This is a genomic window from Microbulbifer regidiadema (SeqCode) (assembly GCF_052466995.1).
The window spans coordinates 4,316,477-4,340,960 of sequence record NZ_CP174297.1 but is presented as its reverse complement, the minus strand read 5'-3'; the positions used below and the strand labels follow the sequence as shown (position 1 = coordinate 4,340,960).

The 24,484-nt window shown below is 51.3% G+C and carries 19 protein-coding genes and 2 tRNA genes; 7 read left to right on the top strand and 14 right to left on the bottom strand.

The annotated features are described in order from the left end of the window. Window positions 1-160 precede the first annotated feature (160 nt). The 3 genes from ACJJIK_RS18980 (at window position 161) to ACJJIK_RS18970 (ending at window position 5,029) form a co-directional block, all read left to right on the top strand. Window positions 161-1,456 (top strand): hypothetical protein, encoded by a 1,296-nt coding sequence (locus ACJJIK_RS18980; protein WP_444943571.1) that lies wholly within the window; start codon window positions 161-163, stop codon window positions 1,454-1,456. 710 nt (window positions 1,457-2,166) lie between these two features. Further along, window positions 2,167-3,462: a hypothetical protein gene (locus tag ACJJIK_RS18975; RefSeq protein ID WP_444943570.1), complete on the top strand. Its 1,296-nt coding sequence runs from the start codon at window positions 2,167-2,169 to the stop codon at window positions 3,460-3,462. Between the two features lie 271 nt (window positions 3,463-3,733). Continuing rightward, window positions 3,734-5,029 (top strand): hypothetical protein, encoded by a 1,296-nt coding sequence (locus ACJJIK_RS18970; RefSeq protein ID WP_444943569.1) that lies wholly within the window; start codon window positions 3,734-3,736, stop codon window positions 5,027-5,029. A gap of 114 nt (window positions 5,030-5,143) precedes the next feature. On the opposite strand, the gene ACJJIK_RS18965 is transcribed toward ACJJIK_RS18970, so the two are convergent. The 3 genes from ACJJIK_RS18965 to ACJJIK_RS18955 all read right to left on the bottom strand — a co-directional run bounded on the left by ACJJIK_RS18965 (window position 5,144) and on the right by ACJJIK_RS18955 (window position 10,400). Then, window positions 5,144-7,603, bottom strand: a complete 2,460-nt coding sequence (locus ACJJIK_RS18965) for a glycoside hydrolase family 19 protein (protein WP_444943568.1) — start codon at window positions 7,601-7,603, stop codon at window positions 5,144-5,146. Window positions 7,604-8,202: 599 nt separating this feature from the next. After that, window positions 8,203-8,739 (bottom strand): hypothetical protein, encoded by a 537-nt coding sequence (locus ACJJIK_RS18960; RefSeq protein WP_444943567.1) that lies wholly within the window; start codon window positions 8,737-8,739, stop codon window positions 8,203-8,205. A gap of 230 nt (window positions 8,740-8,969) precedes the next feature. After that, entirely contained in the window at window positions 8,970-10,400 is a 1,431-nt protein-coding gene (locus tag ACJJIK_RS18955; protein ID WP_444943566.1) for an MFS transporter, read from the bottom strand. Between the two features lie 109 nt (window positions 10,401-10,509). Here ACJJIK_RS18955 and ACJJIK_RS18950 point away from each other — a divergent pair, with 109 nt between their 5' ends. Continuing rightward, window positions 10,510-10,947 carry a helix-turn-helix domain-containing protein gene (locus ACJJIK_RS18950; RefSeq protein WP_444943565.1) on the top strand — a complete coding sequence of 146 codons (438 nt, stop codon included), beginning with the start codon at window positions 10,510-10,512 and terminating at the stop codon, window positions 10,945-10,947. 20 nt (window positions 10,948-10,967) lie between these two features. On the opposite strand, the gene cueO is transcribed toward ACJJIK_RS18950, so the two are convergent. Continuing rightward, window positions 10,968-12,539 carry a multicopper oxidase CueO gene (gene cueO / locus ACJJIK_RS18945; RefSeq protein WP_444943564.1) on the bottom strand — a complete coding sequence of 524 codons (1,572 nt, stop codon included), beginning with the start codon at window positions 12,537-12,539 and terminating at the stop codon, window positions 10,968-10,970. A gap of 200 nt (window positions 12,540-12,739) precedes the next feature. Between cueO and ACJJIK_RS18940 the strand changes: the two genes are divergently transcribed. After that, window positions 12,740-13,411, top strand: coding sequence for an endonuclease V (locus tag ACJJIK_RS18940; protein ID WP_444943563.1), 672 nt, complete (start codon window positions 12,740-12,742; stop codon window positions 13,409-13,411). A gap of 751 nt (window positions 13,412-14,162) precedes the next feature. On the opposite strand, the gene cas6e is transcribed toward ACJJIK_RS18940, so the two are convergent. The 6 genes from cas6e to ACJJIK_RS18910 all read right to left on the bottom strand — a co-directional run bounded on the left by cas6e (window position 14,163) and on the right by ACJJIK_RS18910 (window position 20,313). Beyond that, on the bottom strand, window positions 14,163-14,933 hold the full coding sequence (gene cas6e, locus ACJJIK_RS18935; protein WP_444943562.1) for a type I-E CRISPR-associated protein Cas6/Cse3/CasE: 771 nt from the start codon (window positions 14,931-14,933) through the stop codon (window positions 14,163-14,165). A 10-nt stretch (window positions 14,934-14,943) separates the two neighbouring features. Next, window positions 14,944-15,702 carry a type I-E CRISPR-associated protein Cas5/CasD gene (gene cas5e, locus ACJJIK_RS18930; protein ID WP_444943561.1) on the bottom strand — a complete coding sequence of 253 codons (759 nt, stop codon included), beginning with the start codon at window positions 15,700-15,702 and terminating at the stop codon, window positions 14,944-14,946. A gap of 8 nt (window positions 15,703-15,710) precedes the next feature. Continuing rightward, the gene (gene cas7e, locus ACJJIK_RS18925) at window positions 15,711-16,787 is read right to left on the bottom strand and encodes a type I-E CRISPR-associated protein Cas7/Cse4/CasC (RefSeq protein ID WP_444929798.1); all 1,077 of its coding nucleotides are present in this window, start codon (window positions 16,785-16,787) and stop codon (window positions 15,711-15,713) included. Window positions 16,788-16,945: 158 nt separating this feature from the next. After that, a complete protein-coding gene (gene casB, locus ACJJIK_RS18920; RefSeq protein WP_444929797.1) occupies window positions 16,946-17,524 on the bottom strand; it encodes a type I-E CRISPR-associated protein Cse2/CasB in 579 nt (192 codons plus the stop codon). Then, on the bottom strand, window positions 17,524-19,125 hold the full coding sequence (gene casA, locus ACJJIK_RS18915) for a type I-E CRISPR-associated protein Cse1/CasA (RefSeq protein WP_444943560.1): 1,602 nt from the start codon (window positions 19,123-19,125) through the stop codon (window positions 17,524-17,526). Before casA ends, casB begins: the two co-directional genes overlap by 1 nt. A gap of 642 nt (window positions 19,126-19,767) precedes the next feature. Further along, complete coding sequence (locus ACJJIK_RS18910) at window positions 19,768-20,313, bottom strand: hypothetical protein (RefSeq protein WP_444943559.1); 546 nt, start codon at window positions 20,311-20,313, stop codon at window positions 19,768-19,770. A gap of 846 nt (window positions 20,314-21,159) precedes the next feature. Here ACJJIK_RS18910 and ACJJIK_RS18905 point away from each other — a divergent pair. Together ACJJIK_RS18905 and ACJJIK_RS18900 are read left to right on the top strand one after the other, a co-directional pair. Next, window positions 21,160-21,831 carry a hypothetical protein gene (locus ACJJIK_RS18905; RefSeq protein ID WP_444943558.1) on the top strand — a complete coding sequence of 224 codons (672 nt, stop codon included), beginning with the start codon at window positions 21,160-21,162 and terminating at the stop codon, window positions 21,829-21,831. Between the two features lie 40 nt (window positions 21,832-21,871). After that, on the top strand, window positions 21,872-22,096 hold the full coding sequence (locus ACJJIK_RS18900; protein ID WP_444943557.1) for a hypothetical protein: 225 nt from the start codon (window positions 21,872-21,874) through the stop codon (window positions 22,094-22,096). 707 nt (window positions 22,097-22,803) lie between these two features. On the opposite strand, the gene ACJJIK_RS18895 is transcribed toward ACJJIK_RS18900, so the two are convergent. The 4 genes from ACJJIK_RS18895 to tpiA form a co-directional block, all read right to left on the bottom strand. Then, window positions 22,804-22,889, bottom strand: a tRNA-Leu gene (locus ACJJIK_RS18895). 192 nt (window positions 22,890-23,081) lie between these two features. Further along, window positions 23,082-23,167 (bottom strand) — tRNA-Leu (locus ACJJIK_RS18890). A gap of 9 nt (window positions 23,168-23,176) precedes the next feature. Further along, on the bottom strand, window positions 23,177-23,611 hold the full coding sequence (gene secG / locus ACJJIK_RS18885; RefSeq protein WP_444929793.1) for a preprotein translocase subunit SecG: 435 nt from the start codon (window positions 23,609-23,611) through the stop codon (window positions 23,177-23,179). A 70-nt stretch (window positions 23,612-23,681) separates the two neighbouring features. After that, entirely contained in the window at window positions 23,682-24,416 is a 735-nt protein-coding gene (gene tpiA, locus ACJJIK_RS18880) for a triose-phosphate isomerase (RefSeq protein WP_444943556.1), read from the bottom strand. Between the last annotated feature and the right edge of the window lie 68 nt (window positions 24,417-24,484).

Here is a 24,484-nt window from a genome sequence, read left to right as displayed (position 1 = left end):
TCTCACCATTTTGGGCCGATCATCCCCCCCCGAGCGCCAGGGGCGAATCGAGTAGCCGCTCGTTTGTACCGGGATGGGATATAGATTTCACCTGTGTAATACAGGAAGCCCTATGGACGCCATCAATGCGCCATAGAGAGCCGAAGTAAAGGAGTTACTTATGAGAATCTTACCTGTAGTCGCTACCGCATTATCTCTTGCCATTAGCGGCCTAGTTTATGCTGACGACAATGAGTCTATCCTCAACCAGGAGGGTACCGATAATACCGCCACCGGGGACCAGAGCGACGCCACCATCAGCGACAATCTTATAGATCAAACTCAAATCGGAACGAGCAATTCTGTGGATGCGACTCAATCTAATAGCAATATCGGCGGGACAATTACCCAGTATCAGGAGGACAGCAATAATTACTCCCTCAGCACCCAAGACGGCAACACTAACTCAACGGTAGAAACCAGTGCTATCGGTGACAACAATGATTTACAAACCACCCAAACTTCCAACTCCACCAGCTTTATCGGCGTTTATGTAACAGGAAACGGCAATGAAATAGAAAATATGCAAACAGGAAATTCAGATACAACGGTGATCTATGCCATTGAAGGAAATAATAACGACGGGGAATCATTTCAAGCGAATAACAGCAATGTCAGTGCTAGTTTTACCGTTGTTGGTGAGGGTAACCGCCCCGATTTAAATCAGCAGGATTCGGATTCCTCAACAACAATTTCGGAAACTTATGGCGATGGCAACGATCCCACTCCAATCCAAACTGATGTTTCAAATTCTACCATTACGATTTTTCAAACGGGCAACACCCATGTTGGCACTGTGCAAGATCGCACTGGCGGCGCCAACAATATCAGCACCCTTACCCAGACTGGAAATTCCCAGCTTACCAACTCCACCATTGCCTCGAGCTTTAATCAGACCAACAACTTTGTACAAAATGGGAATGGCAACTCTATCAATGCAGAAATAAGCAGTGCAAACAATAGTACAGCGGTTGCCCTTCAGAGTGGGCGCTTCCATAATCTTACAATCTTTCAAACTAACGTTTCAGATAGTTATGTGTCGGTTACCCAAAGCGATACTATAAATGTTGCCGTAGTTAATCAATCGGGTTCCGGTCATATGGCGGAAGTTATCCAAATGGATGACTCCAGTAACATAGATGTCGATCAAGACAACGCCGACAACAGCCTGTACGCACTACAAAACGGTGAAGACAATCTGATTGATGCGATGCAGAATGGCGTCAGTGAAATAGCCATGTTAACTCAGGTCGGCACGATCAACGAGATAGACCTTAGCCAAAGCGGCCAGCAGAATGCCGCTATCCTCACCCAGGACGGCAATAATAATACGTTGACGATTACTCAAACTGGCAGCAGTGATACAATCACCGCAACCCAGCTGGGTGACAACAACAGCGCTACCTTTACTCAGTAATCTGAGGAGTCTCTGAATAACGCCGCAATACCGCTATGGGAATTACAGGCTATAGATATTAGGCACAGTCTGTGGCCTGGCCCATCCGCGGGGTTTTCTGGCGTGTTGCGGCGGAGTCCCCATCGATACGCTAAAGCAGCCATTGGGCTTTTATGGCGGCTATAAATGCCAAGCTTTACACGGTACAAATCCCACCGTGCAGATAAAATTTTGCACTCACAAAATGCAAAATGTAAAGTCAATTAGCCCGCCCCTAATTGATCGCAGCGGCAATAAACACCGGGTAGAATTTACTCCCAATATATCAGTACTTTTATCCCATTCCCCTCCCCCGCCCGATTGGCAATACTTGCCCCAAGGTTTAAAAATTCAAATACGCTAGATTTTTATTGATATGCGACTCTAGTGAGCAAGCGACGAACGCTAAACAATGAATAGCCGCCGCAAGGCTAGAATTATTGAGTTTTGTGCTTCAGGGCAACAATGATCAACCCCCGGGCATAGCCAAGTATTTATGCCGATCGCAATGGCGCAGAGTCAGCCCAGGCCGCAGCGTGCCGGCTCTGCAATCATTTAACGGGCTCAAGGCGCGGCGGGAGATATCGCTGTTTGCGACGACCGCGATTGAATATAAGTTTCAGCGGAAACATACCGAAAATTCTATGGCCGTAATCCCCACGCCATAGCCAGTTGACGTTAAGGAGTTATTTGTGAAGGCCTCCCCCATTGCCGCAACCCTACTCTCTCTTGCCATTAGCAGCCTGGTACAGGCAGATAATAATGCCTATATCCTGCAACAGGATGGTAGTGACAATAGCGCTACAGTGGATCAGAGCGATGCCACTATCGCTGACAATTTTATTGAGCAAACTCAAATTGGTGACAACAACGATACCTATGCAAGCCAGGTTGACAGCAATAGCAGCGGCTCAATCTTTCAGTACCAAGAGGGGAGTACTAATTCCTCACTTGGCGTGCAAACTACGACGACGGATTCAATAGCGGAGAGCTATGTTATTGGCGATAACAACAATGTATCAAGCATTCAAACCTCGACCAGCGATAGCACAAAGGAAGTCAGCATTACCGGTAGCAGTAATACCACAGTAGGCAGCCAAACGAATGTTTCTGACACCCAGATGAGAGAGACCCTGATTGGGGATAACAATACAGGATCATCCACCCAGCAAGACTCCACCTATAGCTTAATAAACACCACCCTTATCGGTAACAATAATAACACCACCCCCACCCAAGCTAACGCCCTCGAGGCGGTATTAATCTCGGTGACCTACGGTGATAGCAATACGATTTCTGTCACCCAAACTGACAGTTCGTATATAGAGGTATTAATTTATCAAACCGGCAATAACAATCAGGCGACTACCACAGACCAATCGAGCAGTGGCTATAATATCGGCCTAATTAATCAAGTAGGCGATACAAATACTGGCACTTTTATCAATACGGGAAGTGCTTACCAGGTTAACGTTATCAAACAATATGGCGATAACAACTTTAGCTCTGCGGTTGCCTCGAATTCCACCGGCGGTTTTGGATTCACCCTGCAAAACGGGGACAACAATACCACTACTAGCGTCTTTTCGATGGTTTCCAATAACGAATTTTCCATCAGCCAAACCGGCGACAGCAATACGGCAACTCTGTTGCAATCCGACACCGATCACTGGGTAGAATCTATTCAAATGGGCGACTCAAATACCATAAATATCAATCAGAGTAACTCTGAGAATGACTTATACACCCTACAAAATGGTAACAGCAACCAGATTACATCCCTTCAGAATGGTCTGACTGAGACGGCAAGACTCACTCAATTGGGCGATACCAACGGGGTAGTTCTAACGCAGAGCGGCCAGCAGGAAACCGCCACCATCACCCAGGACGGCAATAACAACTTCCTGCTGCTAACTCAAACCGGCATGGATGCGACGATGACCGTCACCCAGATTGGTGACAATAATCATGCGATTTATATGGAGTAACACAAGAGGGGGGGCTGGCAGACAAGGGGGCGGGCCAGCCCGCTCGGCGATTACGTGCGCAAAAATTTGTGAAAATTATTGGCAAATAACCCCAAGAAATCACACTTATCCCCTGGGCTAATATCCACATTCGATATAACTGGATAAACTGAGATAGAAATATCCACAGACAGAAAAAATAGGCGCTGTGGATAGATCACCCGGTCAGCTCAGGGGTATTCACTACAGCCGTAACCAACACACTTAGCCCACTGACCTTAAGGAGTTACCTGTGAAGTCCTCACCCATTGCCGCAACCCTACTCGCCCTTGCCATTAGCGGTCTGGTATATGCAGACGACAATGAATATATTGTACAACAGGACGGTAGCGGCAATAGTGCCACTGGCGATCAAAGCGATGCCACGATCAGCGGCAACTTGATTGAGCAGGTCCAAATCGGCGACAACAACACCGCCACTGCCACCCATATTAGCGGCAATACCAGTGGCACAATTATCCAGCAGCAGGAAGGAAATACTAATTCCACATTCAGCCAGCAAGATGCGACAACTGGCTCCACAATGAAGAGCTATATCACTGGCGACGATAATGATGTATCAATCAGTCAGGCGTCTACCAGCGACACCATTATGGAAGTCAACATTGACGGGAGCAATAATTCCGCTGGGGGCAGCCAAATCAGCACTTCTGACACCCAGCTGCAAAACACTCTGATCGGGGAGAACAATACGGGTTCACCCACTCAGCAAAACACCACCTCCAGTTCAATCAACGCCACCCTTATCGGTGACAACAATACAGTCTCCATCACTCAAACTGACGCCGTCTCGGCCGCACTTATCTCGGTGACCTCGGGTAATGACAATACTATTTCCGTCACTCAAAATAATAGCGCAGATATTGAGGTATTTATTTTTCAAACCGGGGACAATAATATCGCCACTACCCAGGATATATCTGGCAGCGCCAACAATAGCGCTATTATTACCCAGTTAGGCGATTCCAATACTGCCACCTTTACCAATAATGACAGTGCACAACAGACTAATGCCATTGCACAATACGGTAATAGTAATGTTAGTACCTCGACGGCCGAAGACACTGACAGCAGCACCGGCTCCACCTACCAATACGGCGACAGCAATAGCAGCACTGTCGACTTTTCAGGGGCGGACAATAACAGCTTTTCCATCAGCCAAATGGGCAATAGTAATACGGTGGATTTGAGTTACGTCAGCTATGATCACACCACAGAAATTATCCAAATAGGCAGTTCAAATACGATCACTAGCGATCTGAGCCTCGTTGAGAACGATCTGTACGCCCTACAAAATGGTAGTAACAATCAGATTACCACTCTACAGGATGGTACTACTGAGGCGGCCAGGCTCACTCAATTGGGCAACACTAACCAGATAGATCTGCTCCAGAGTGGCCAGCAGGAAACCGCTATCCTCACCCAGGACGGCAACAACAACTTCCTGATGGTGACTCAAACCGGCATGGATGCGACGATGATTGTCACCCAAATTGGCGATAATAATAGCGCGACCTATATGGAATAAGAGTGGAATAAGAGTGGGGTAAGAGTGAAATAAAAAAGGCGGCCAGGCTGTGGGTAGATGCCGGGCCACCAAAAGAGTGGAATTGAGGCGCTAGCGCGCCTCAGTGGTTAATGCCTAGTCTTGGTAATCGATCGTCATATCAAAGTTACCTTCAACACACTTGGCATAGTCGCCCTCGTTCAACGCCGAGTAAGCGGTCTGGTAATTTACCAGCTGGCACGCGTAACTCTCGTTGTCGGGGGTATCCGCAGACCAGCCCCAATCCTTGTCCCAGTAGATATCCAGGGAGGCGGCACCGCCGGTCTGGAACTGCCCCATATTGGCACAACCGAGCTCTTCATCTGCCGGGATTTCTACACCGAAGTAAGCTGCCGTATTCTCGTAGTAGCCGATGCGGTACTGGGAGCGGTAATCCTCGCTACCGGAACTACATTCGATCGCCCCGTTAATAATATTGGTGGTAACACCAAACCCTGCGGTTAGATTATTTGCCAGGTCCACACTGTTCGGCTCCCAGGTACCATCAATAACGTGCAGAATGCTCGGCTTGGGTGGCTGTGGGTAAACAAAGAAGAAGATGGAGCTGGCCAGGTTCAGCCAGGTATCCGCCACCAATTCCGGCGCTTCCAGCAGCGTGTAAATATCGCTATACATGGCCTGAGAGAAGGGACCGTAGTTATAGTTCCAGCTCAACTGCTTGGCACCGCGGCCAAAGTAGCTCTTGTAACCGCCGTCCGCATTAATCGCACAGGGCCACGCCTCAGCTGCCCAGCTGCTGCTGGCATCACAGGCGCCGTAACCGCCGGAGGTATCTTCGGTCCAGCCGATTTCGCGCAACCAATACAGGCCCTGGCGCCACTCCGGCACTTCCCAGCCGGTTGCGTGGGCACCGGTTTCCTGGGCGTAGTGCGCAAACATAACCGCCAGGGATTTGCGGCAGATCGCTTCGGCATCGCGGCCATCGGTATAGTCGCCGCAGAATGCGGGGAACTTGGCTACCGCGCGCAGGAAATTGGTGTAGGTGTACTCGTCCGCTCTGAGGGCAAAGAGGTAATCCCAGTCCTCTTCAGACAGAATACTCTCAACGCGGAGGACATTTTCAGGGTTGGCACTGCGGCCCGGTTGTACCGCCTCAACGACGGCGTTATCCCGAGTTTCAACCGTGTCTTTGACTTCCTGGAGCAGGGCGTCGCTGCTGGTGATCGACTCTTCCGTTGCTTCCAGCTCGCTGATACCCATCACGTATCCATCCGCTGCGGCACAGCCCTCCTGACTGATGGACACTTCATCCACATCACTGGCCTGGGTGGAATCAGAGGCTGTCAGCTGGAAGGTGTAGGTTACATCGCTGTAAGTCTCGGACAGGGTTACTGAGGTGGCGCTGTCGGTATAGCTGCTCATTTTCACAACCGGGCCACTGGTTTGGCTCCAGATATAAGAGATATCGCTGCCACCGCTGCTGCCGGAACCGTCCAGGGTAATCGTTCCGCTACAGCCGACATCAATACTGGAGGTTGAGATATTGGCCGTTACCGAGCTTGCGGAACCCTCGCTATTATCGCTGTCGTCTTCATCGCTATCCTCCACTGCGAGGTTTTGCACCGTTACCTGCGCCTCTCCGCTCGTCTCGCCATCGCTGACAATCAGACTGAAGACATAGCTCACATCCTCACTACTGGAAGGCAGGGTAACTCTGGTCGATGCACTGGTCGCAGAGGCAATATCCGCTTCCGGTGAGGCCGGAGACAGCTGGGCCCAGCTGTAAGATAAGTTGCCGTCGCCACCGGAGGCGCTCGCATTCAGCGTTACACTACCGCCACCGCTGATCTGTGCCTGCGATGCAGAAACACTGACCGTAATGGGAGTGCTATCGGAGTTATCGCCACTATTATCGCTATTGTCGTTATCGCTGTTATCACTGCCGCTATTATCACTATCGTCGTTATCGCTGTCGCTATCGCCACCGCCGCTGTCATTATCGGAAGTGCCGTCACTGGCGCAGGCATCCGCGTCCTTCAGCAGCCACGGGGAGCCCCAGGTATTTTCCGCCGTTAATGCATCGGTGGGGTGATCGTCGCCATTGACCCACCACTGGGCCACAAATAAATCGCCGTCGTAGCAAACCTCTTCGCCTTTGCGATAATTTTGCCCGGAGATATAGGTGTCGGAATCACCGGAGCTACCACTGTCACCGCCAGAGTTGCCACTGTCACCGCTGTCGGAATCCGCACCGCCGCTATTGCCGCTATCCGTATTCCCACCTGAATCTGAATCTGAATCTGAATTATTGTTGCCGGAGTCTTCATCGGTGCCGCCACTGCTCTCGCAGGCACCGGACGTCTCCAAAATCCAGGGGGAGTCCCAGCGATTTTCTGCCGTTAGGGCATCTGCGGGCGTTTGAGCAGCCGTTGCCCACCACTGGGTTTTATAGAGGTCTCCCTCATAGCAAACCTGGCTACCGCCGGCGTAACTCTGCCCGCTAACATAATCATCGGCCGGTTGTGCGGCGCCTGCACCCTGGGCGCCGAGCATCAGTGCCGATGCGATGGCTGTGCGAATAAAAATAGGTTTCATAGAAACTCCAGTTATCATTTTTAGGGTTCTATTTAAAAATAATTTTATGCGATGGGGTAATACTGGGTAGCCCGGCATTATTTCCCAAAATAGAAATCAAGGATTTGTATAAAAAATCGGTCACGGGGATCACTGTTCAAGCGAGAATCTGCTAGCGGTGTCACTGTTTTTACAGCAGAAGAACTCTCTGAACGGAAGAGAACCAAGTCCCCTGCCCCGTTTTTTTAGTCGGATGCAGCTGCCCCTGCACCTCCTATCCTAATAATTATCACAAATACTCAATTTATTTTTGCACGCTGCTTATAAAGCCCCATACGTACACAGCAATTTCGATAAATAAGCGGGGGAATGGTTCCAGATTGGGGGGGAAAATTTCTCGACCGCCTCCACAGCGGCAGCAGACAAAATCCAGATAAAATATAAAAATTAAAATTTTGTTTTACCATTCCAGTTTTGGTAGGGATAAAAAAGCACAAAAAGCACAACTCAAGGTACAAAACATAAGCCCAGATGCCGCCTGTAGCACTCGCCATCGCGGCCTAAAGGGCATTTTCTTGTATAGGGGGAGGGCCCCTGAGGGCCACCGAGAGATTGCGGAATTATTCAGGAGTTCCCCAAATAGAGGCGGTCTCAGGAAAAATTTTCAAGCGCCCAGCGCGCTTTTCTTCACTGAAATCACAGCTGGTTAGACGAAACATCAAACTGTATTCAGAGCGGCAGCGTGTATCGTGAATATCTCCGGGGAGAAAGGCACTGCAATCACCGGGCTTCATTGAATAATCGCCTCGACTCACCAATTGCTCTCGCCCACCCTGCCGGAATACCCCATAGGTGGACATCTCCACCTCACCAAATTGCAGTGCGTAAAATACCCAGCCAGCGCCATGATTATGCGGCTGGCGATAGAGCCCTCTGGGCTCCACATGCGCCAGCAGAATAAAGCCCTTATCGTTACTGCGATACAGCTCCACACTCGGCTCTTTGCGCCCGTGGAGATCGGCCAGCCAGGCTTCGGCAGAGTTGGATATGGCCAATTTCCCCAGGGCCTCTCGGCATCTCACAATCGATAAAGTATCCAGCCCCTGCCAATTGGCTTTAAGTGCCGCAATACACTGTTTTAAAGAATCATTTGCCACGACTCGGGCCCTCCCCATTATCTGTAGAAAATTATTGCGAGCTCGCACTCTCAAGATACAACTTAAAGCCCGCTTTAAGTCAAGCGGGGCTAGCACTGAAACGCTCTAGGGAGACGCTAAGCGATAGGGGAACACAGATAGATATCAACAATATTGATAGCGCAAGCATTAAACCCGCGTCAAAGCGGGTATTGCGCAGCCTATGGGGCCCTGAAAGAGGTTTTACAGAATTATTCAGAGGCTCCTGCGCTCTGCACTTTAGCTGTGAATCTGCTGGTAACAATAGATAGTACCTGGATAATCAAGGCCATAAACAACAGCAGCGATGCCAGGCAATAAACGGCATTGAGGCCATCCGCTATCTGCGGCGGGCTCATAGCCTGTATGGGTAAATTGCCAACAAAAATAACACTCATCAGCGCGGCCCCGCTCAAGAGCCCCAAACTTCTCGACAAGCTGAGCAGCCCGGAAATACGCCCGCGCACCTCGGCCCGGGCACTATTTATTGTCAGAGTGTTCACCGTCGACAGGTAGGTCCCATAGCCCACCGCCACCGTAATTGAAAATAGCAGATAGCCCATCAAGCCCTGCTCTACCCGCAACAGCCCCATACCCAAGGCTCCGCTCAGCATAATAAGCAGCCCCAATAAAACGATGCCCCGACTCTTAAACCGATCTACCGCGCGACCGGCAAAATTCGAACAGATCGCCACCGTAAATGATCCGCTGGTCATTACCAAGCCCGCGACAAACAAATCGAGTTGCAGGGCCAGGGTCAGATAAAAGGGCCCCACAATCAAACTGCTCATAACCGACGAGGCCACCAGAAAGTGGCCCGCCACATTGGCCAGGAATATCTGCTTTCCCACAGGCCCAATAAACCCTTGGCGCAGGGGCTGTACTCGCTGTCTAAAACAGGACAGTGCTATAGCGCATATCACCGCCAAAGCAACCGCTATACCATTAATAGCGGAATACCCCTCCCCCAGAGGTTTGATCGCCAGGGTGTAAAAAACAATACTAAAAAACAGCGCAGCTGCGGCCAGGTAGCGCCGGGATCGACTCCCCCTATCGAGCACTTCGCCGGCCGCACTTTCCGGCAGAGTGCGATAAGCCAGCAAAAACACCCCCAGTCCCACCGGAACCATTAAGTAAAAAATGCCCTGCCAGCTGAGGTTTTCTACAATCAGGCCACCGATAATAGGCCCCATACCGGTACCGATCGCCGACAAGCTGCCCAGTAAGCCGATCACTTTTCCGGTTTCACTTTTATCGAAAACATCACCGGCTATAGCCATAGACACCACCACAAACATAGCAGCGCCCGCCCCCTGTATCGCGCGGAAAAATACCAATATCCATACATTTAAAGACAGCGCGCAAAAAATTGTCGAAACGGTAAAGATCAATCCTCCGGCGAGGAACAGTTTTCGTCGGCCCCATTGATCGCTGAGACTGCCGGCTATGGGCAGGGTGGCGGTCATGCACATCATATAGGCCACGGTAATCCACTGGGCATGGCTAAATGAAGTTGCGAAGCTATCGATCAATACGGGCAGGGCCATATTGATCGCACTGACCCCCAGGGCCGCCAGTAACGTCGCCAGGCACAGGGTGAGCAGGATCTTCCTTTTCGCAATCCGGGTCAGTGGCTGTGTCATTGAGTCTTCGCAATAACTTTTCGCAGTGTGCATAAGCTGAAGTTTAACTTGCCAGTAATAAGGCGGGAAACTAGCATATAACTTCAAGTGAGCTTGAGGTCAAGTGGCGATGCATAATAATAGGGAAACACTGGATATTCGCGCAGTCTCCAAACTGTCGGGGCTGCCCTCTTCGACACTGCGCTACTATGAAGAAAAAGGCCTGATAAAATCCTGTGGCCGCCGGGGGATTACCCGAATATTCAAAGCCACGGTTGTGGAGCAATTGTCACTGATCTCCCTGGGCCGCTACGCCGGTTTTTCCCTGAATGAGATCGGCGAGATGTTTGCCAGCAATGGCAATCCCTCTATTGATAGAGAGCAGCTTCTCAATAGGGCCGATGATTTGGACAAAAACATCCGCCGGCTTGAAGCCATGCGCGATGGACTCCGCCATGTGGCCCACTGTCCCGAGGACAACCAGCTGGAGTGCCCCAACTTCCAAAACCTGATCAAAAAGGCGAGTAAATTACAGCACCAAGAGGATAGGAAAGCAAAGCGACGCTGAGTGATTAGCAGCACAGCCAATCAGGAAACACTAAACTCCGTCATCATCCCCGAATCCTCATGCTCCAGTACATGACAGTGCGCCATATAAGGCATATCCGCCATAGCCGCTAGCGGAAAACGGACATAAATCTCTGCTTTACCGCCAGCAGATATGGGAATTGTATCTTTCCAGCCGCGCATATAGAGTGGCGGTTCCGCCTCGTTGTATTGTATTACTCGAAACTGGCAGCCGTGAATATGCACCGGGTGCAGCATGCTGTCCTGCCCTTCAGAAATTTCCCAGCGCAAATCCTGATTTCTCGCAACTTTAAATCCCGGCTCGGTCAACGCAAAGGAAACCCCATTAATCCCATTGGCGATTAGCTGCTGTTTTAAAGACAGTGCCGGCCCTTCAGTAATCAGCTTAACGACCTTGGCTACTACATCGGGGTCTGTCGCACCTGTGGCAAGCATCGGCATTAACCCCGTTGCATTAATCGCCGCCTGCGCCTGCTGCTGCCGGTTCATTTGCATTACCAACCTCTGGCTGATTGGTGGCAGATTTTTGGGAATGGGAGGTAGGGAGACGAGGCGCTCCGGCAACTGCCCTTTTCCCTCAGAGGTTGCGGGTAGCACACTGAGAAAACTGTGAGCCCGGTCAAAGGGCGGCAGGCGCATTATTGGCTGAGGTACTGGCAGTGTCTGCAGATCGAATGGCTTGCCATCGCGGGTGTCTATCATTACTTCGTAGCGCTCTCCTGCGGCAATCGGCAGCACCTCCACTTTCACCGGTTCTGACAACAAGCCACCATCGCTAGCAATCACATAGAGCGGGCGTTTATCACTGGTGGCCAAGCGGTAGTTGCGCCCATTGGAACCATCCAAAATACGAAAGCGCACCCACCCTCTAGGTGGCCTGACCACAGGGTTGATGACCCCATTGACCAGTAACCGATCACCGCAGTAGCCCGCCGCAATTGTCACTTCATTAAAACGATGAAAAAACTGGCCATCATCGGTAAAGCGGCGATCCTGAAGTATCAGGGGAATATCATCCACCCCCCAGTGCGAGGGCAATGGCAGTGCATCGCTTTCGTCATCATCGATAATAATAAGCCCCGCCAACCCTTTCAGCACCAGTTCTGCGGTTGTCGGATAGAGGTGTGGATGAAACCACAGGGTGGCCGCAGGCTGGATTATGTTCCAGTCGAGGCGCCAGGTTTCGCCTGGCTTTAGTGGCATATAGGGGCCACCGTCGGCACTACCGGGGATAATTAACCCGTGCCAGTGTGCTGTCACATTTTGCGCCAACTGGTTAACCACACTGACGGTTACCTTCTCGCCCTTGCGTACTCTTATCGCCGGTCCTAAAAACGGGCCATTAAATCCACAGGTGTGCGTAGTCCATCCCGCCAGGAAAGACTGCCTGCCCGGGCGCGCCGCCAATTTAATCTGGCCCTGTTCATCTGCGCGCAACTGCGGGGGAATAGGCAGGGCGTGGCGGCGGTTTGTCTTTGTCTGCGCAGCTTTTGAACTCGACACCCCAGTAAATAGCGCCGCCCCCATTACCCCCGTAGCAAAGCAAAATTCCCGTCGCGATAATTGAGCCATGGACCCACCTCCCTATGCGCCAGCGGGCCAAGTGTCTGAGACACTGCCCCTTTTACCCCTGGAATCTTAGACTTCTCTCTCCATACCCCAGTCGTAGTCTGCGACAACTGCACCCCCAGTGCTAAGTGGTACGCAGAGGTATAACACCACAATCCCCAGCGCTTGTGTTCTAAGCCGGCTCAGTTAACCTTGCGATTGCGTTGTTCACATTGTTAAAGCCGGGCCGACAGGGCCAATACCTTATTCGGCGAAACCCTGCACTGGATAGGCACAATAAGGCGACTCGCAAACGGCGCTTACAGCGGGTCCAACTGGAAGTCCCCGCAGAAAACGGTGCGGATCGAAGCAGTAAGAAAGAGGTTGCCATTATGATTTTGGCGGTAGATGTAGATTATCGGGAGCCCGGTGCCCTAGTGGCCGGGGTCGCTTTTGAGCACTGGTCAGACCCAGAGCCGCAACAGCAGTATCGCAGTCATATAGACAGCACCTTGGAGTATGAGCCTGGTGCTTTCTACAAGCGGGAACTCCCCTGTATCCTCACCTTAATTGAAGAGCACCAGATCAAAGCGCAACTTATTATCATTGATGGTTATGTCAATCTGGGCAAGGAGCAAAGACCCGGGTTGGGCGCTCACCTCTATTCCGCCTTGCGCGGGGAAATCCCCATTATTGGCGTTGCCAAAAAACCGTTTAAGGACACTCCCGCAGAGGCGCAACTGTTGCGAGGCAACAGCATAAAACCGCTGTATATCAGCAGTCTCGGCCTGCCCCTGACAGAGGCCAAACAGCGGGTACTGAAGATGCACGGCAAGCACCGTATCCCCACCTTATTAAAATGGGTAGACCGCGAGTGCCGAAGAACCGCGCTATAGAGGCCTGCCGCAAGCAATTATCGCCAGTATTTATATCAGCGGGAAAGGGAGACAGGGCGGTGGTAGCCCCGCGAATGCGGGGAACGGCTAAACTACCCTTCGACAACTTCTCCATCGTCGGTTTATCCCCGAGCATTCAGGGAACATCTTGCACAGGGCACTGGGGCCATGCCTTATCCGGTTTAACCCTGCACACACAGGGAACAGCTGCGCAAAAGCAGCGCGATAATAGCACAACCCCACAAAATCCCCCGAGTTTTCGGGGAAGCCTTGACTGAGCCAATGCCTGGTCGCTATCGGCTACGGTCCAACCCCGCTGGGCGGGGAAACAAACTCAGGTGTCGGCACAATCCCGTCCCACACTCGGTTTAACCCCGCAGCAACGGGGAATCCCCAAATCAAAACCCGGTGCTTTGACGGTTTTCCACGGTTTAACCCCGCCCTGCGGGGAACAACCACAGTTAGAATCGCCCTATTGCGCAATTACCGGTGCAACTCCGACCGAGCGGAGAACCTGTTCGGCAAGAAAAGTCTCACAGGATACCCTCCGGTTTAACCCCGCAGATGCGGGGAGCAGGCTGATCATAAAACGATTAAACACCGAGGCCATGGTTTATCCCCGCACATGCGGGGAACCTATACTGTTCTCACCCCCTCGCGATGAAGTGGGCGTTTTATCCCCGCTCATGCGGGGAACATTCCAACAATAGGCACGGGCCTGCACAGCCAACCTAAAAATAGTCTCTGCCGTTCAAATACGGCGAATCAACATTAAGCCGCAGCCAAACGCTTTGGCTGGCCCCATACCGGCAAAAATATTTTGCACAAATAATTCCGGTTCGGTTACCAGCAATTCCCCCCGGTAATCCACCGAGCTAAAACCGGCACCGCGCTGTTTTTTATGCAATAGATTCCAGCGGTAACCATTGCAGTGCAGCTTGGGTGGATAGATATCGAAACCGAGGCGGAGGCCCCGGTGTATCAGCCAGCTGCGCGCAGCATTTTGACTGATATCCTGCAATTGGGATTCAATCTGCCCCAGGGCAAACTGCTGCGGTTTTACCTGTATCAAACTCTGCTTGAGCTGCCCCTTGCCGCCCTCAACGGGCAGACCATGAGATTCGCACTGCTCCCGCAGCCAGTGTAACTGAGCATCCATCAGTACATCGTGCCGCTTGCCGCGCTTTTGCCCTTCGCGCTTGCGCGCCACGGTGGGATTGGCGCGCAGGCGAAATGCCAAGCGATCGCCGGGGTTTAAGCGCGGCGCAAAGGTTTTAGTCTCTACGGAAAAAACCGGGTTATCCTGCGCCGGCCGGACTTTTGACAGCAGGTAAAATACCGGTAGGTTGCGCTTGCTGAGCAGCTGTTCCCGCGAGGACTCCTCGCGAAATAAAAAGCGCTCCCCACCATCAAACAGGTCCCACAGAATTTGGTGAATACCGTAACTGTTCTCACTGAGCAGCCGAGCCAGCTGCTTTTGCACCGCCAGCGAGGGAGATAGTTGAACTCTGGATAAATACATAGCCGCCCCCTTATGGCTGCCAGAGGTTTTCGATGCGCGGTTGGAATTGCCAGCGCTTGCGAGATAAGGGCTGATCGAGACGACTGAGCCGCTGTACTGATTCGGCTGAAAAGGCATCATCTTCCGCAGAGAAATCATCTAAGCTGCCCTCCCAGTAGTAGCGACAATGCTCATCCCTGGGCAGCCAGCGCTCCTGCCGGGCCCAGTCCGGCTGGTAGCCCAGCAGTTCCGGGGGAATATAGTGATCCAGCGCACTGCGAAAATTATCCGCACCAATCACCCGCGCAGCGGTGGGCGCCGACAGCGGAAATGCTTTACGCCCCAGATAGAGGTGGTACTTTGGCCGGGCCAGGGCTTCGCTCAGCTCCGCCAGCGACCAGTTGGCCCCCGCACAGGACCTCAGCGCGACGACGGCCTGCGCATCCACCAGATATTCCCGGCGAGACAACAGGGTGCCGAGGCGCGCCTTACCCACAACCAGCTCATCGCGGCGGGTGTGGTAGCGGCGCTTGCCGGCGGAATCCGGCACCTGCACCGTGTGGAAGTCTTTTAGCAGGGTGCCCCCATGTAGAACCTTTACCGCCTGGCGATATTGCTGTGCCAGATTCTGCTGTAGGTCCTCCTGCTCCCGGGGTATGCCCAGTGCCGCACCGAGTAATCCGGCAATGGCCGATTTGCCCGGGTAGTGTGCGCTGTGACGGGATTCGCCCACCGCCACTTCCCCCCAGGAAGCCATGGCGCCGTATAAGCGAAATACGAGGTATTCCATGGCGCCACCTATTCGCTGACAAAGGCTAGAAGTTCCTCGATATTACCTTCACCGGTTACAGCATTGAGCACATAGCGACCATCGGCACAGTCCCCGTACACCCGATCAAAACTCTGCAATTGTTTTTGCAGCGCATCGATCGCATCGTGGGCATAGTCTTCACTGTAGCGGTCTACCGGCTTCAGGTAGGCCGCCGAGAGAGAGCGCGGTTGCTGATCGCCGGCCTCGGCGACTACGTAAGAGGCGTAGGCGCGGCTGGCATAGCTATTCTGTTTACCGCTGGGGGAAACCTTGAGAATAGTCTCTGTCAGTGCCGCTACGGCGCGATCGGCCAGCGCTTTATCCCCGCCCAGATTTTCAATCAGCAGCTCTTTATTAATACAGATATAGGAATAAAATAATCCGGCCGCAAAACCCGCCTCCCCCAGGTGGGCCGCACCCGCATCTTCGCTGCGATCGTTGAGATCATCTACTGCGGTAAAGTAATCGTCCTCAATCACTACTGAGTGCGCCGACAGCGCATGGGCCACCTGACACGCAGCTTCGACGTTATAGGCGGGCTTGGAGGCAAGCATACGGCCAAACAGGGCGATATCCACCGCCATATTCTCTCTGCGCAGTAAATCCAACTCCGCTTTCTCCGGCTCGCGCCCCTCTTCAGCCAGTATTTTCAGCAGTGCATTAATCGCATTTTGCTCGGCACTACTGAGGTGGACCAACTGCTCAATTTCCAGGTCGGCCAGCGGGTTGTCTTTCTCCGGTTTTTTTAACTTGCCAAACTGCTCGGCGATTTTCTGTGCCCACAGTTTGGCTTTTTTCTCAGAGACCCCCAGTTCCAGTAAGGCATTGTAGGCCAGTAAGCCCTGGCGCTTGGTCCTGGTGCCAATAAGGCTGTCCCCCTGCTCCGAGGCCAGCGCCTGTTGGAACAACTCCGACGTTCGCCAGTGACGCTTTAAACTCTGGGAGGAGATCCGCAGACGATCACAGCCCCCCATCTTGGCTGTTTTTGGCCGCCCCAGATCATCCCGGTTCAGGTTCGCAGGGGGATAGGCGGTCAATACATGCAATTGAATAAAGCGGCTCATAAATCTCTCCTTGTGGCGACCGTCAGGCCATTTCATTATTTTGGTCCATTGCGCGGATATCCGGATTAACAACTGTGCCGATCGGCCTGGCTTCGCTGTGCGCCCAGTGTTGCAGCGGGATACACCTTAAAAATTCTCAAACAGCTCAAAAATCCCACTCAGTCTGGTAAAACTGCGTAGTAATCTGTCGCCCAGCGCACGGCCAAACGCTCCTGTGGATAGCGTGCGGGCATTGTGCGCATCTCCTTTTGCCAGTGCAGTAAATCGTTAGCGAGAGAGGCGATACTGGCTTTGCCATCGAGCAGGGCCAGGGCGCGCACTATGCGCCGGTAAAATTCGGCCGTATCGCGGCTTTTTTGCAACTGGAAAAAACGCAGCTCACTCAAAGGCGGCCGCCCTCCCCGCTCCCGGGGAGTAGCCAGGGAGCGGGCAAAACTGAAATCCCTGGATTTACTGCTATCGCCGTCAATCATTTTTGCGGGATTATCGGTTTTCACATGGGCAATCACCGTAGCGACCAGAGCGGCGTCTTCGATGCGAATCTGTTCGTCTTGCTGCCAGCGCTCGGGCATATCCTTTAAAAAACGGATAAAAGCGGGCGTCGGCATAACATCCACAGGATCAACCGCTCGCCTTAAACGCGCCCGGTCGGCCCGGCCAGCGTTATCATTGAGCCAGCGGTGCCACGCACGCAGTCGGTTTACATCTGTATCGCTGAGATATTGATATCCGGCCATCACAACTCCTCCTGTTGTTGCTCAACTTTAGCTGCATCATCCAGAGTTTTTAAACTTGCCAAGCTGGAGAGCTTGCCCTTTAAAAAACGCCTCGCCCGAGTCACCCGCTGCAATTTTAGGCCGTCCAAAGCCTCTTCCAGTGACCAGTGGTCAAACTGCACCAAGGCTGTTTTTTTCAGTATCTGAGCCCAGGCAGAGGCCACTGGTGCAGATATAAATTGAGCCTGTTTGGACTCCCGCGCGAGCGGCTTCAGCAGGCGATAAAACTGGCTCTCCGTCGCCTGCCAAAATGCCTGATCAATAAATGAAAAATCCCCCTTGGCCTCTTTGGGGTTGTTAAACCAAGTGGCCTTGACCCTAAAGCGCAGCTCTTTCAAAACATCCTGTGCCGCCGCTAATAGCTCCCCGACCAGCGAGATAAACTGCGGCCGATACTCGGAGGAGACCGTCAGCACCGGCATTTCCTGCTCATACCAGCAACGCGCCTTCATATTGTCCATGTCATAGCCAAACCCCCACAGGCGCACACCGATATTTGCGTCTGGCTCCTCAAGGATTTCCCCATAGCCCTCGTGGAATAGGCGCACTGCTCGACTGGCTTCATAACCATTGGCGGGGTCGTGCCACAAGAGCCCCAACCAGTGTCGATAACCGAGCCCACCCTGCTGCCCCTTCAAGCTCAGGGGCGGGGACTTTTTCTTGAGATCCTGCCGATAGGGCGTCAAGGGGTGAACCCAGGGGCCCTCGTAATTAATGCCATAATTCTTGCTGGTATATTCGCGAATTAACTGATCGGTCTGTTCCCCACACAGATCACAGTAGCCCCGCCCATCCCTGGGGGTATGCAAACGTATTCTACGCGGCATCCCCCAGTACACTTGCAGGGGGTGGGCGTCGTCGGGGAAAGTAGAGGAGCCCTGTTTATCGGACAGGCGGGAGGGGGCGAGCCAGGGAAAGATACTGCGGGCGGAATTTGTAGACCCCACCCCGAGCCGCTCTTGCGGCAGAATATTGAGCCACAGTTTATGCCAGAGGGTGGCACTTTCTGCCGATGGCATCAGTAGTGTGGTCAGCGGGCCACCACCGCGCAAGCTGGTCCTGTGCCCCACGCCACCGGAAGGGGCGTTTATTTGTAAGGTAAACAGAGCGCTGGCGGCACAACTGGGGCACACCCCTTGCACCCTGCCCCCCTTAATAAAAAGGTCCTGGTTATCCCGGCAGGTTTTACTGCCGGGAGCCTCAATCAATAGGCTGGCGATCGATTTTGACTCCCCCTCCAGCAGCTCTAAATCCTGCATAAATGCCGGCCCGGAATCCCGCAGCAGGGCAAAATTGGGGGCATAGATTTGCAGTTGTGATTTTAGAGTCTCCTCAGTGGGCGCTTTTTTCCAGTGGGCTCTCCAGTCATCTATATCTTTGGGGGCAGAGGCGGTCTGCAAAAGGCCAATTAAAAACTGAAAAAGCGCCCCGCGAAAATCCGGTCGCACCGTGCAGATATCCACAACCGGGTTTTCCCTCTCGGCAATTTGCCAGGGGGCTATTTTTTCCCGCATACCACATCGTCGGACAATCGGCAGCCAGGAGTCTTCAACCAAATTCACTACGACCCTCCCTGATCCGGTCTCCACTCGCTTTTTTTGTTGTAATAATGTCGACTCTCACCCGCGAGAGGAAACAGCTCTACCCCATACAGCGCAGAATCTCTTTTCGAATCCATTCAATTTCAATCTGCGATGGCATGGACACTAACCTCTTTACCTTATGCCACTCTGAGATAGGAAAACTGATCTGGCTCAAGAGCCGGGCATCTTTCTCGCTTCCAGCACCAGGAATCAGCGTCCTCTATCTGGCACAAAGTGTGCGGTTACCGCATAAACCACACGGGATATAGGGATATTGATCCTGCTATAGCCAAGCAGCAGAGCGCCTTTCTGTGCGGACAAGCTTCCCGGCTTTTGGCCTGCGCCAGCCACGGCTCTCAACTGTCAATCAACAGACATAAAAAAGCCCCTTAACGGGGCTTAAAACGAGTAACAGCGTCTATTGTGGGGTGAACTTAATTCATCGACATCCGGCTCAAGAGTAAACCCACCACTGTTAGCCGCTTCAGACTCCAGCACAGGTGGCGGCACCATTACGCTTAGATATACAGAGATCCAATACTTTCGAACGCAGGGTGATATGGGATTGGGCTTCGAGTGCAAAAGTGCCGGCAATAGTTGCCGACACTTGCCGCCTATCAACTAGAAGCGTTCATAGGTGAAAACTTTTAAATTCACATCGTTAATGGCCTCTAGATCACCCTGAATATCAACAATCAAGGTTTCGCACTGATCAGCGGCAATTGAACCATTATCTATCGTTAAGACCACATCATTGCGAAAATCTGTAATAGGCACATTGGTATAAATATTCTTGTTATCCCTATCAGCGCCTATTGCAGTTCTGCTACCGTCTCTGCCAACACAACTTGCCGTGAGTGCAACATCATACACAAAGTCAAAAATCCTGGGGTGATTTCTAGTGTAGCAATGCTCTCCCCCGTATGAGTCGCGACAAACAACATCGGGCTTTAATCGTCCCAAACCAGATACAACCGCAGTAATATCAAAACTGATTTCTTGCGCACCATCACCTAAAACTTCAATCTCGGCAATGCGCCGGGTATCCGAACTATAAGAGTACTCCGTAACACTATGCTTAACGCCACTAATAAAAACCGTCTCCGCAAACGACTGGCTCGCCAACACAAAACTCAACAGCGGAAATATGCACTTTAAATATTTCATTTTTCATCCTTAAAAAATATTTACGCGAGCAGTATAAATGCCCAACCATTAACTAACAAGAAAATTAAACTGAAAGATTAAAATTTTAAACTTAAGTCTTACACCCCAAATAACAAAGCAAAAAAAACAAAAATATTTAGCAAAACCTCCTGCAAATCCCAGCATTTTCAGGCTGCATTCATGTTTGGTGTGCCTTACAAATACCCCACATAAAAACAACGCAAATAAAATTTTTTTACCCTCGCAAATCATAAAAACACAACTCCCCCACCGACAAGAACCCACCCCGAAGCACTCAACTTTTATTTTTGACCTTACTCTATAACTGGCAAGCAACAAATAACGGAGCAAAGGGAATATCCATGCACACCGTATGCACCAACTATATATACGGGCACATTGACACCTGATGACTGTTAACGAAAGCAAACAGCATAACAATTATTCCGCTCAACTTGTTCTTGGCTTATATTGCAGCTCTATCCACGCTTCTTTCGCATCCAAACCTTACATCACTTAACTCCTTGATGGATAAGAAACGACAGATATCGCCGCCATCCAGCCATTATTTTCCAGGCGATTAACTGATATACTTCAGAATTGAATTCGGGCACACTATTACCACCGATAACGGTAAAGAGTTTTCTCTATACGAGAATATTAGTGAGGCTCTTTATGCAAAGGTCTATTTTTTATATCCTCATTAATTTTTAGAGAGGAACCTAAATAAGGATACCAATAGCCTACTGCGCCAGCACTCTCAGAAAACGACTTCTAATTTGTGAATTAAGTGGATGTCAAAGTGACAATGAATTGCCCTAGAAAAATTTTGACCTATAAAACTCCATGAAGAATAAAATCAGAATAATAAGCACCCAAAGGGTTTATTCAGCAATGCTTAACCGCCTTTTCGCCTCCCGTCGCCGCCCCTATATCCCCCACCGCAATAAACGGGAAGCAATCTCCATTGATTTTTCTGGCAACCGCCTAGAGCTTAGCCTCCCGCCCCACTCTTGCTACGACAGTTTTGCCGATCTCGACCCAACCAGCTACCCAGAAAGGGTCAATATTTTTGATCCTAGTGATTATATCGCTGATAGCGGGTACGAAGACTGGGAACGTGAAGGGGTTTCCAGGCAATGCTTTATAGAAAGGAGCTGGGAGCTATTTGGCCCCATCTGGCACAGCCGTCCTATTGGCACGATTGATTTTAGGCTTATTTTGAATCGCCACGATAAACTTCCCAGTGATATGAGCTGTTTAAATCCTCAGCATTTGGAGCAGGTGGTTATGCGCCGCTTATATTATTCAGGCCCTTGTCGCCCTGATTATTATGTGCAATTAGCCCCTGTTAACTGGAAGCTCTATGAGTTAAGCGGAGTTACAGCAATATTTTTTGAAGAGCATAGAGTCAACCCCCCCGGAAGAATTGAAGCACAACCCCCATCACGACACCTACTTTTCCAGCAGCTTATTTATACCGTTAAGCAGCGAGCATTATCTGAGCATTGTTTTTAGATATCTGGGTTATGCCCCGGTTAAACCCTGCTTAACCGCAATGAACAGTATTCGCGACTCTGTATGCAACAGCATTAAATTTCAGCCGGGTATCGATACACAAAAACAACTGGCAGAAGCCCAATATAAATGGCCCAATGCCAAGGCAAGCACCACACGTGAAATTGAGCGCTGGATTTATCCTGAGTGGCGTCGAGATGGAGAATTTAATAGCGATTTGATCATCACCAAACCCGGCAGCCCGCCCCCAGCCTGGCAAAGCTAATTCCTACTAATTCTATCTCTTAACTTACAGCAAGGATAAGCTATGAAAAAGCATTCTTCCCACTGGGTTGCCGTTATGAATAGAGGGGAAAACCCGAATATTAATCGCAATGTCTATGTATCTTCAGCTAAGTGCAATGCTGAAATTTAAGCTCGGCTTCACCTATTTCAAACCGACAAAGGGTCGATCAAGTACAGAGCCCCAAACCGCAGAAGCGGCAGTTTGATAGTCAGCTCAAAATCACATAGGCCACTGGGGCGGCACAATTCAGCTATGCAGATGCGCGCCTGTAAAAATCTTCATTCATCCTCACCATACATTCCAGAGTAAAGCCACATCGAGAAACCGACGAACATTGCACCAACGACAAGAAAGCCCACCACCCACAGCCATGAAAGGGCAAGAAACCAGTGCCCCACTCGGCCAAAGTTAAGATTTAAAGCTGAATCCTAGGCTCAAGTTATATTGGCTAGAATTGAACACTGGGGCGGAAGTGTCAGATACAGAGCTACCAGATAGCCCCCATTTATCCACAAGCCAATCGCTGGTGCTAGCAGTCCCTAAATTGAACCAGATAGCAGAAAATGCAGCAGCAGAGAGCGCTGGATGACAGCGAACAAGAAGGAAGGCTGCATACCTTGCAGATAGCAAAAAGCCCGGATCTACCGGGCTTTTTGGATGATTCCGAAGTTTTTCGGATCTTGATGTGGTGCCCAGGGCGGGACTTGAACCCGCACGAGCATAGCTCACTACCCCCTCAAGATAGCGTGTCTACCAATTCCACCACCTGGGCAAAAATCTGTTACTACTGTTTCTCACTTTCCGACAGGTTATCACTGTCGATAACCGGCAGCTATCGGCAAAATCAAAGCACCATTGCGGAAGAGCAGAGTCTTCACTGTGAGACGCATGACAAGCCTATAGCGCTTAAATAAAAAAACCCTGCTTAGCAGGGCTTTTTGCTTCAGTTTAACGAAGCTTTGTGTGGTGCCCAGGGCGGGACTTGAACCCGCACGAGCATAGCTCACTACCCCCTCAAGATAGCGTGTCTACCAATTCCACCACCTGGGCAAAAATCTGTTACTGCTGTTCCTCACCTTCCTGGTTAGCAGCGGGCTCTTCTGAGCTGTTGCTGTCTACAGGAATCTGTGGGATATCGCCAGTTTCCAAATCTGTTTCGAGCTGCGGGATATCGCTATCGATAGCCGGCAGTTCTTCGGCTGGGCCAATCTGCTCTACCGCCGCTGGAATTTGCGGAAGGTCCGCATCAACGTTGGTATCTGAGCTTTGCTTTGCCAGAATGGCCAGACCAAAACTGGTGACGAAGAATACCGTCGCAAAAATTGCTGTCAAGCGGGAAAAGAAGTTTCCGCTACCTTGACTGCCAAAAACTGTCTGAGATGCGCCGGCACCAAAGGATGCACCAGCTTCGGCACCTTTGCCCTGTTGCATCAGGATCAGGCCGATAATGCCCAGTGCAGTCAATACGTGTACAACTAATACCAATTTTTCCATCTTCTGGAAACTCTCTACCGGGGTCTCAACAACCCGTTATTCAGTATTCGCTAATCCGCGTGCTATTCCTTCAAACAGCAGCGCGACAAATCTCGGCAAACTCGCTGGCATCCAACGAGGCTCCGCCCACCAGGGCACCATCAATATCTGCCTGAGCAAAAAGCTCGCTGGCATTTGCGGATTTTACACTACCGCCATACAAAATCTGCACTTCAGCGCCCAAATCTCCCAACTGTGAGCGAATAAACGCATGTACAGTCTGGGCCTCATCAGGGCTAGCCGTTTTTCCGGTGCCAATGGCCCATACCGGCTCATAGGCAATTACGGACTGCTTCCAGTCAGCTGAATCGATGATATCGGCGACGGCTTGAAGCTGTTCGGCAACCACGCTCAGAGTGCGTTCCTGCTCGCGCTCCGCAAGGGTTTCCCCGACGCAGAGTATTGGAGTCAGTCCCGCCTTTTGGGCCGCGACAAATTTTTTCGCTACCAACTCACTGGTTTCACCGTAGAGACTACGGCGCTCGGAGTGCCCGACGATCACGTAACGGGTATTCCAATCCAGCAGCATGCTAGCGGAAACCTCACCAGTAAATGCCCCTTTGGGCTCCTGGCTGAGGTCCTGGGCACCCAGGCTAAAACCTCCGCTCTTTTCCGCCGCATCAGCCACCAGGCCTAGGTACGGGAAAGATGGACAGACAACAACACCAGACGTCACACCTTCGAGGTTGAGGTCGGTGAAAAAACGCTCGGCAAACTCGCGGCTGCCGTTCATTTTCCAGTTTGCTGCTACTAGCGGTGTTCGCATGTGTGCTCCTTCAAGGGGCGCAAATCTTAGCGACATTGGCGCCAACATACAACCAAAATTATACGAGT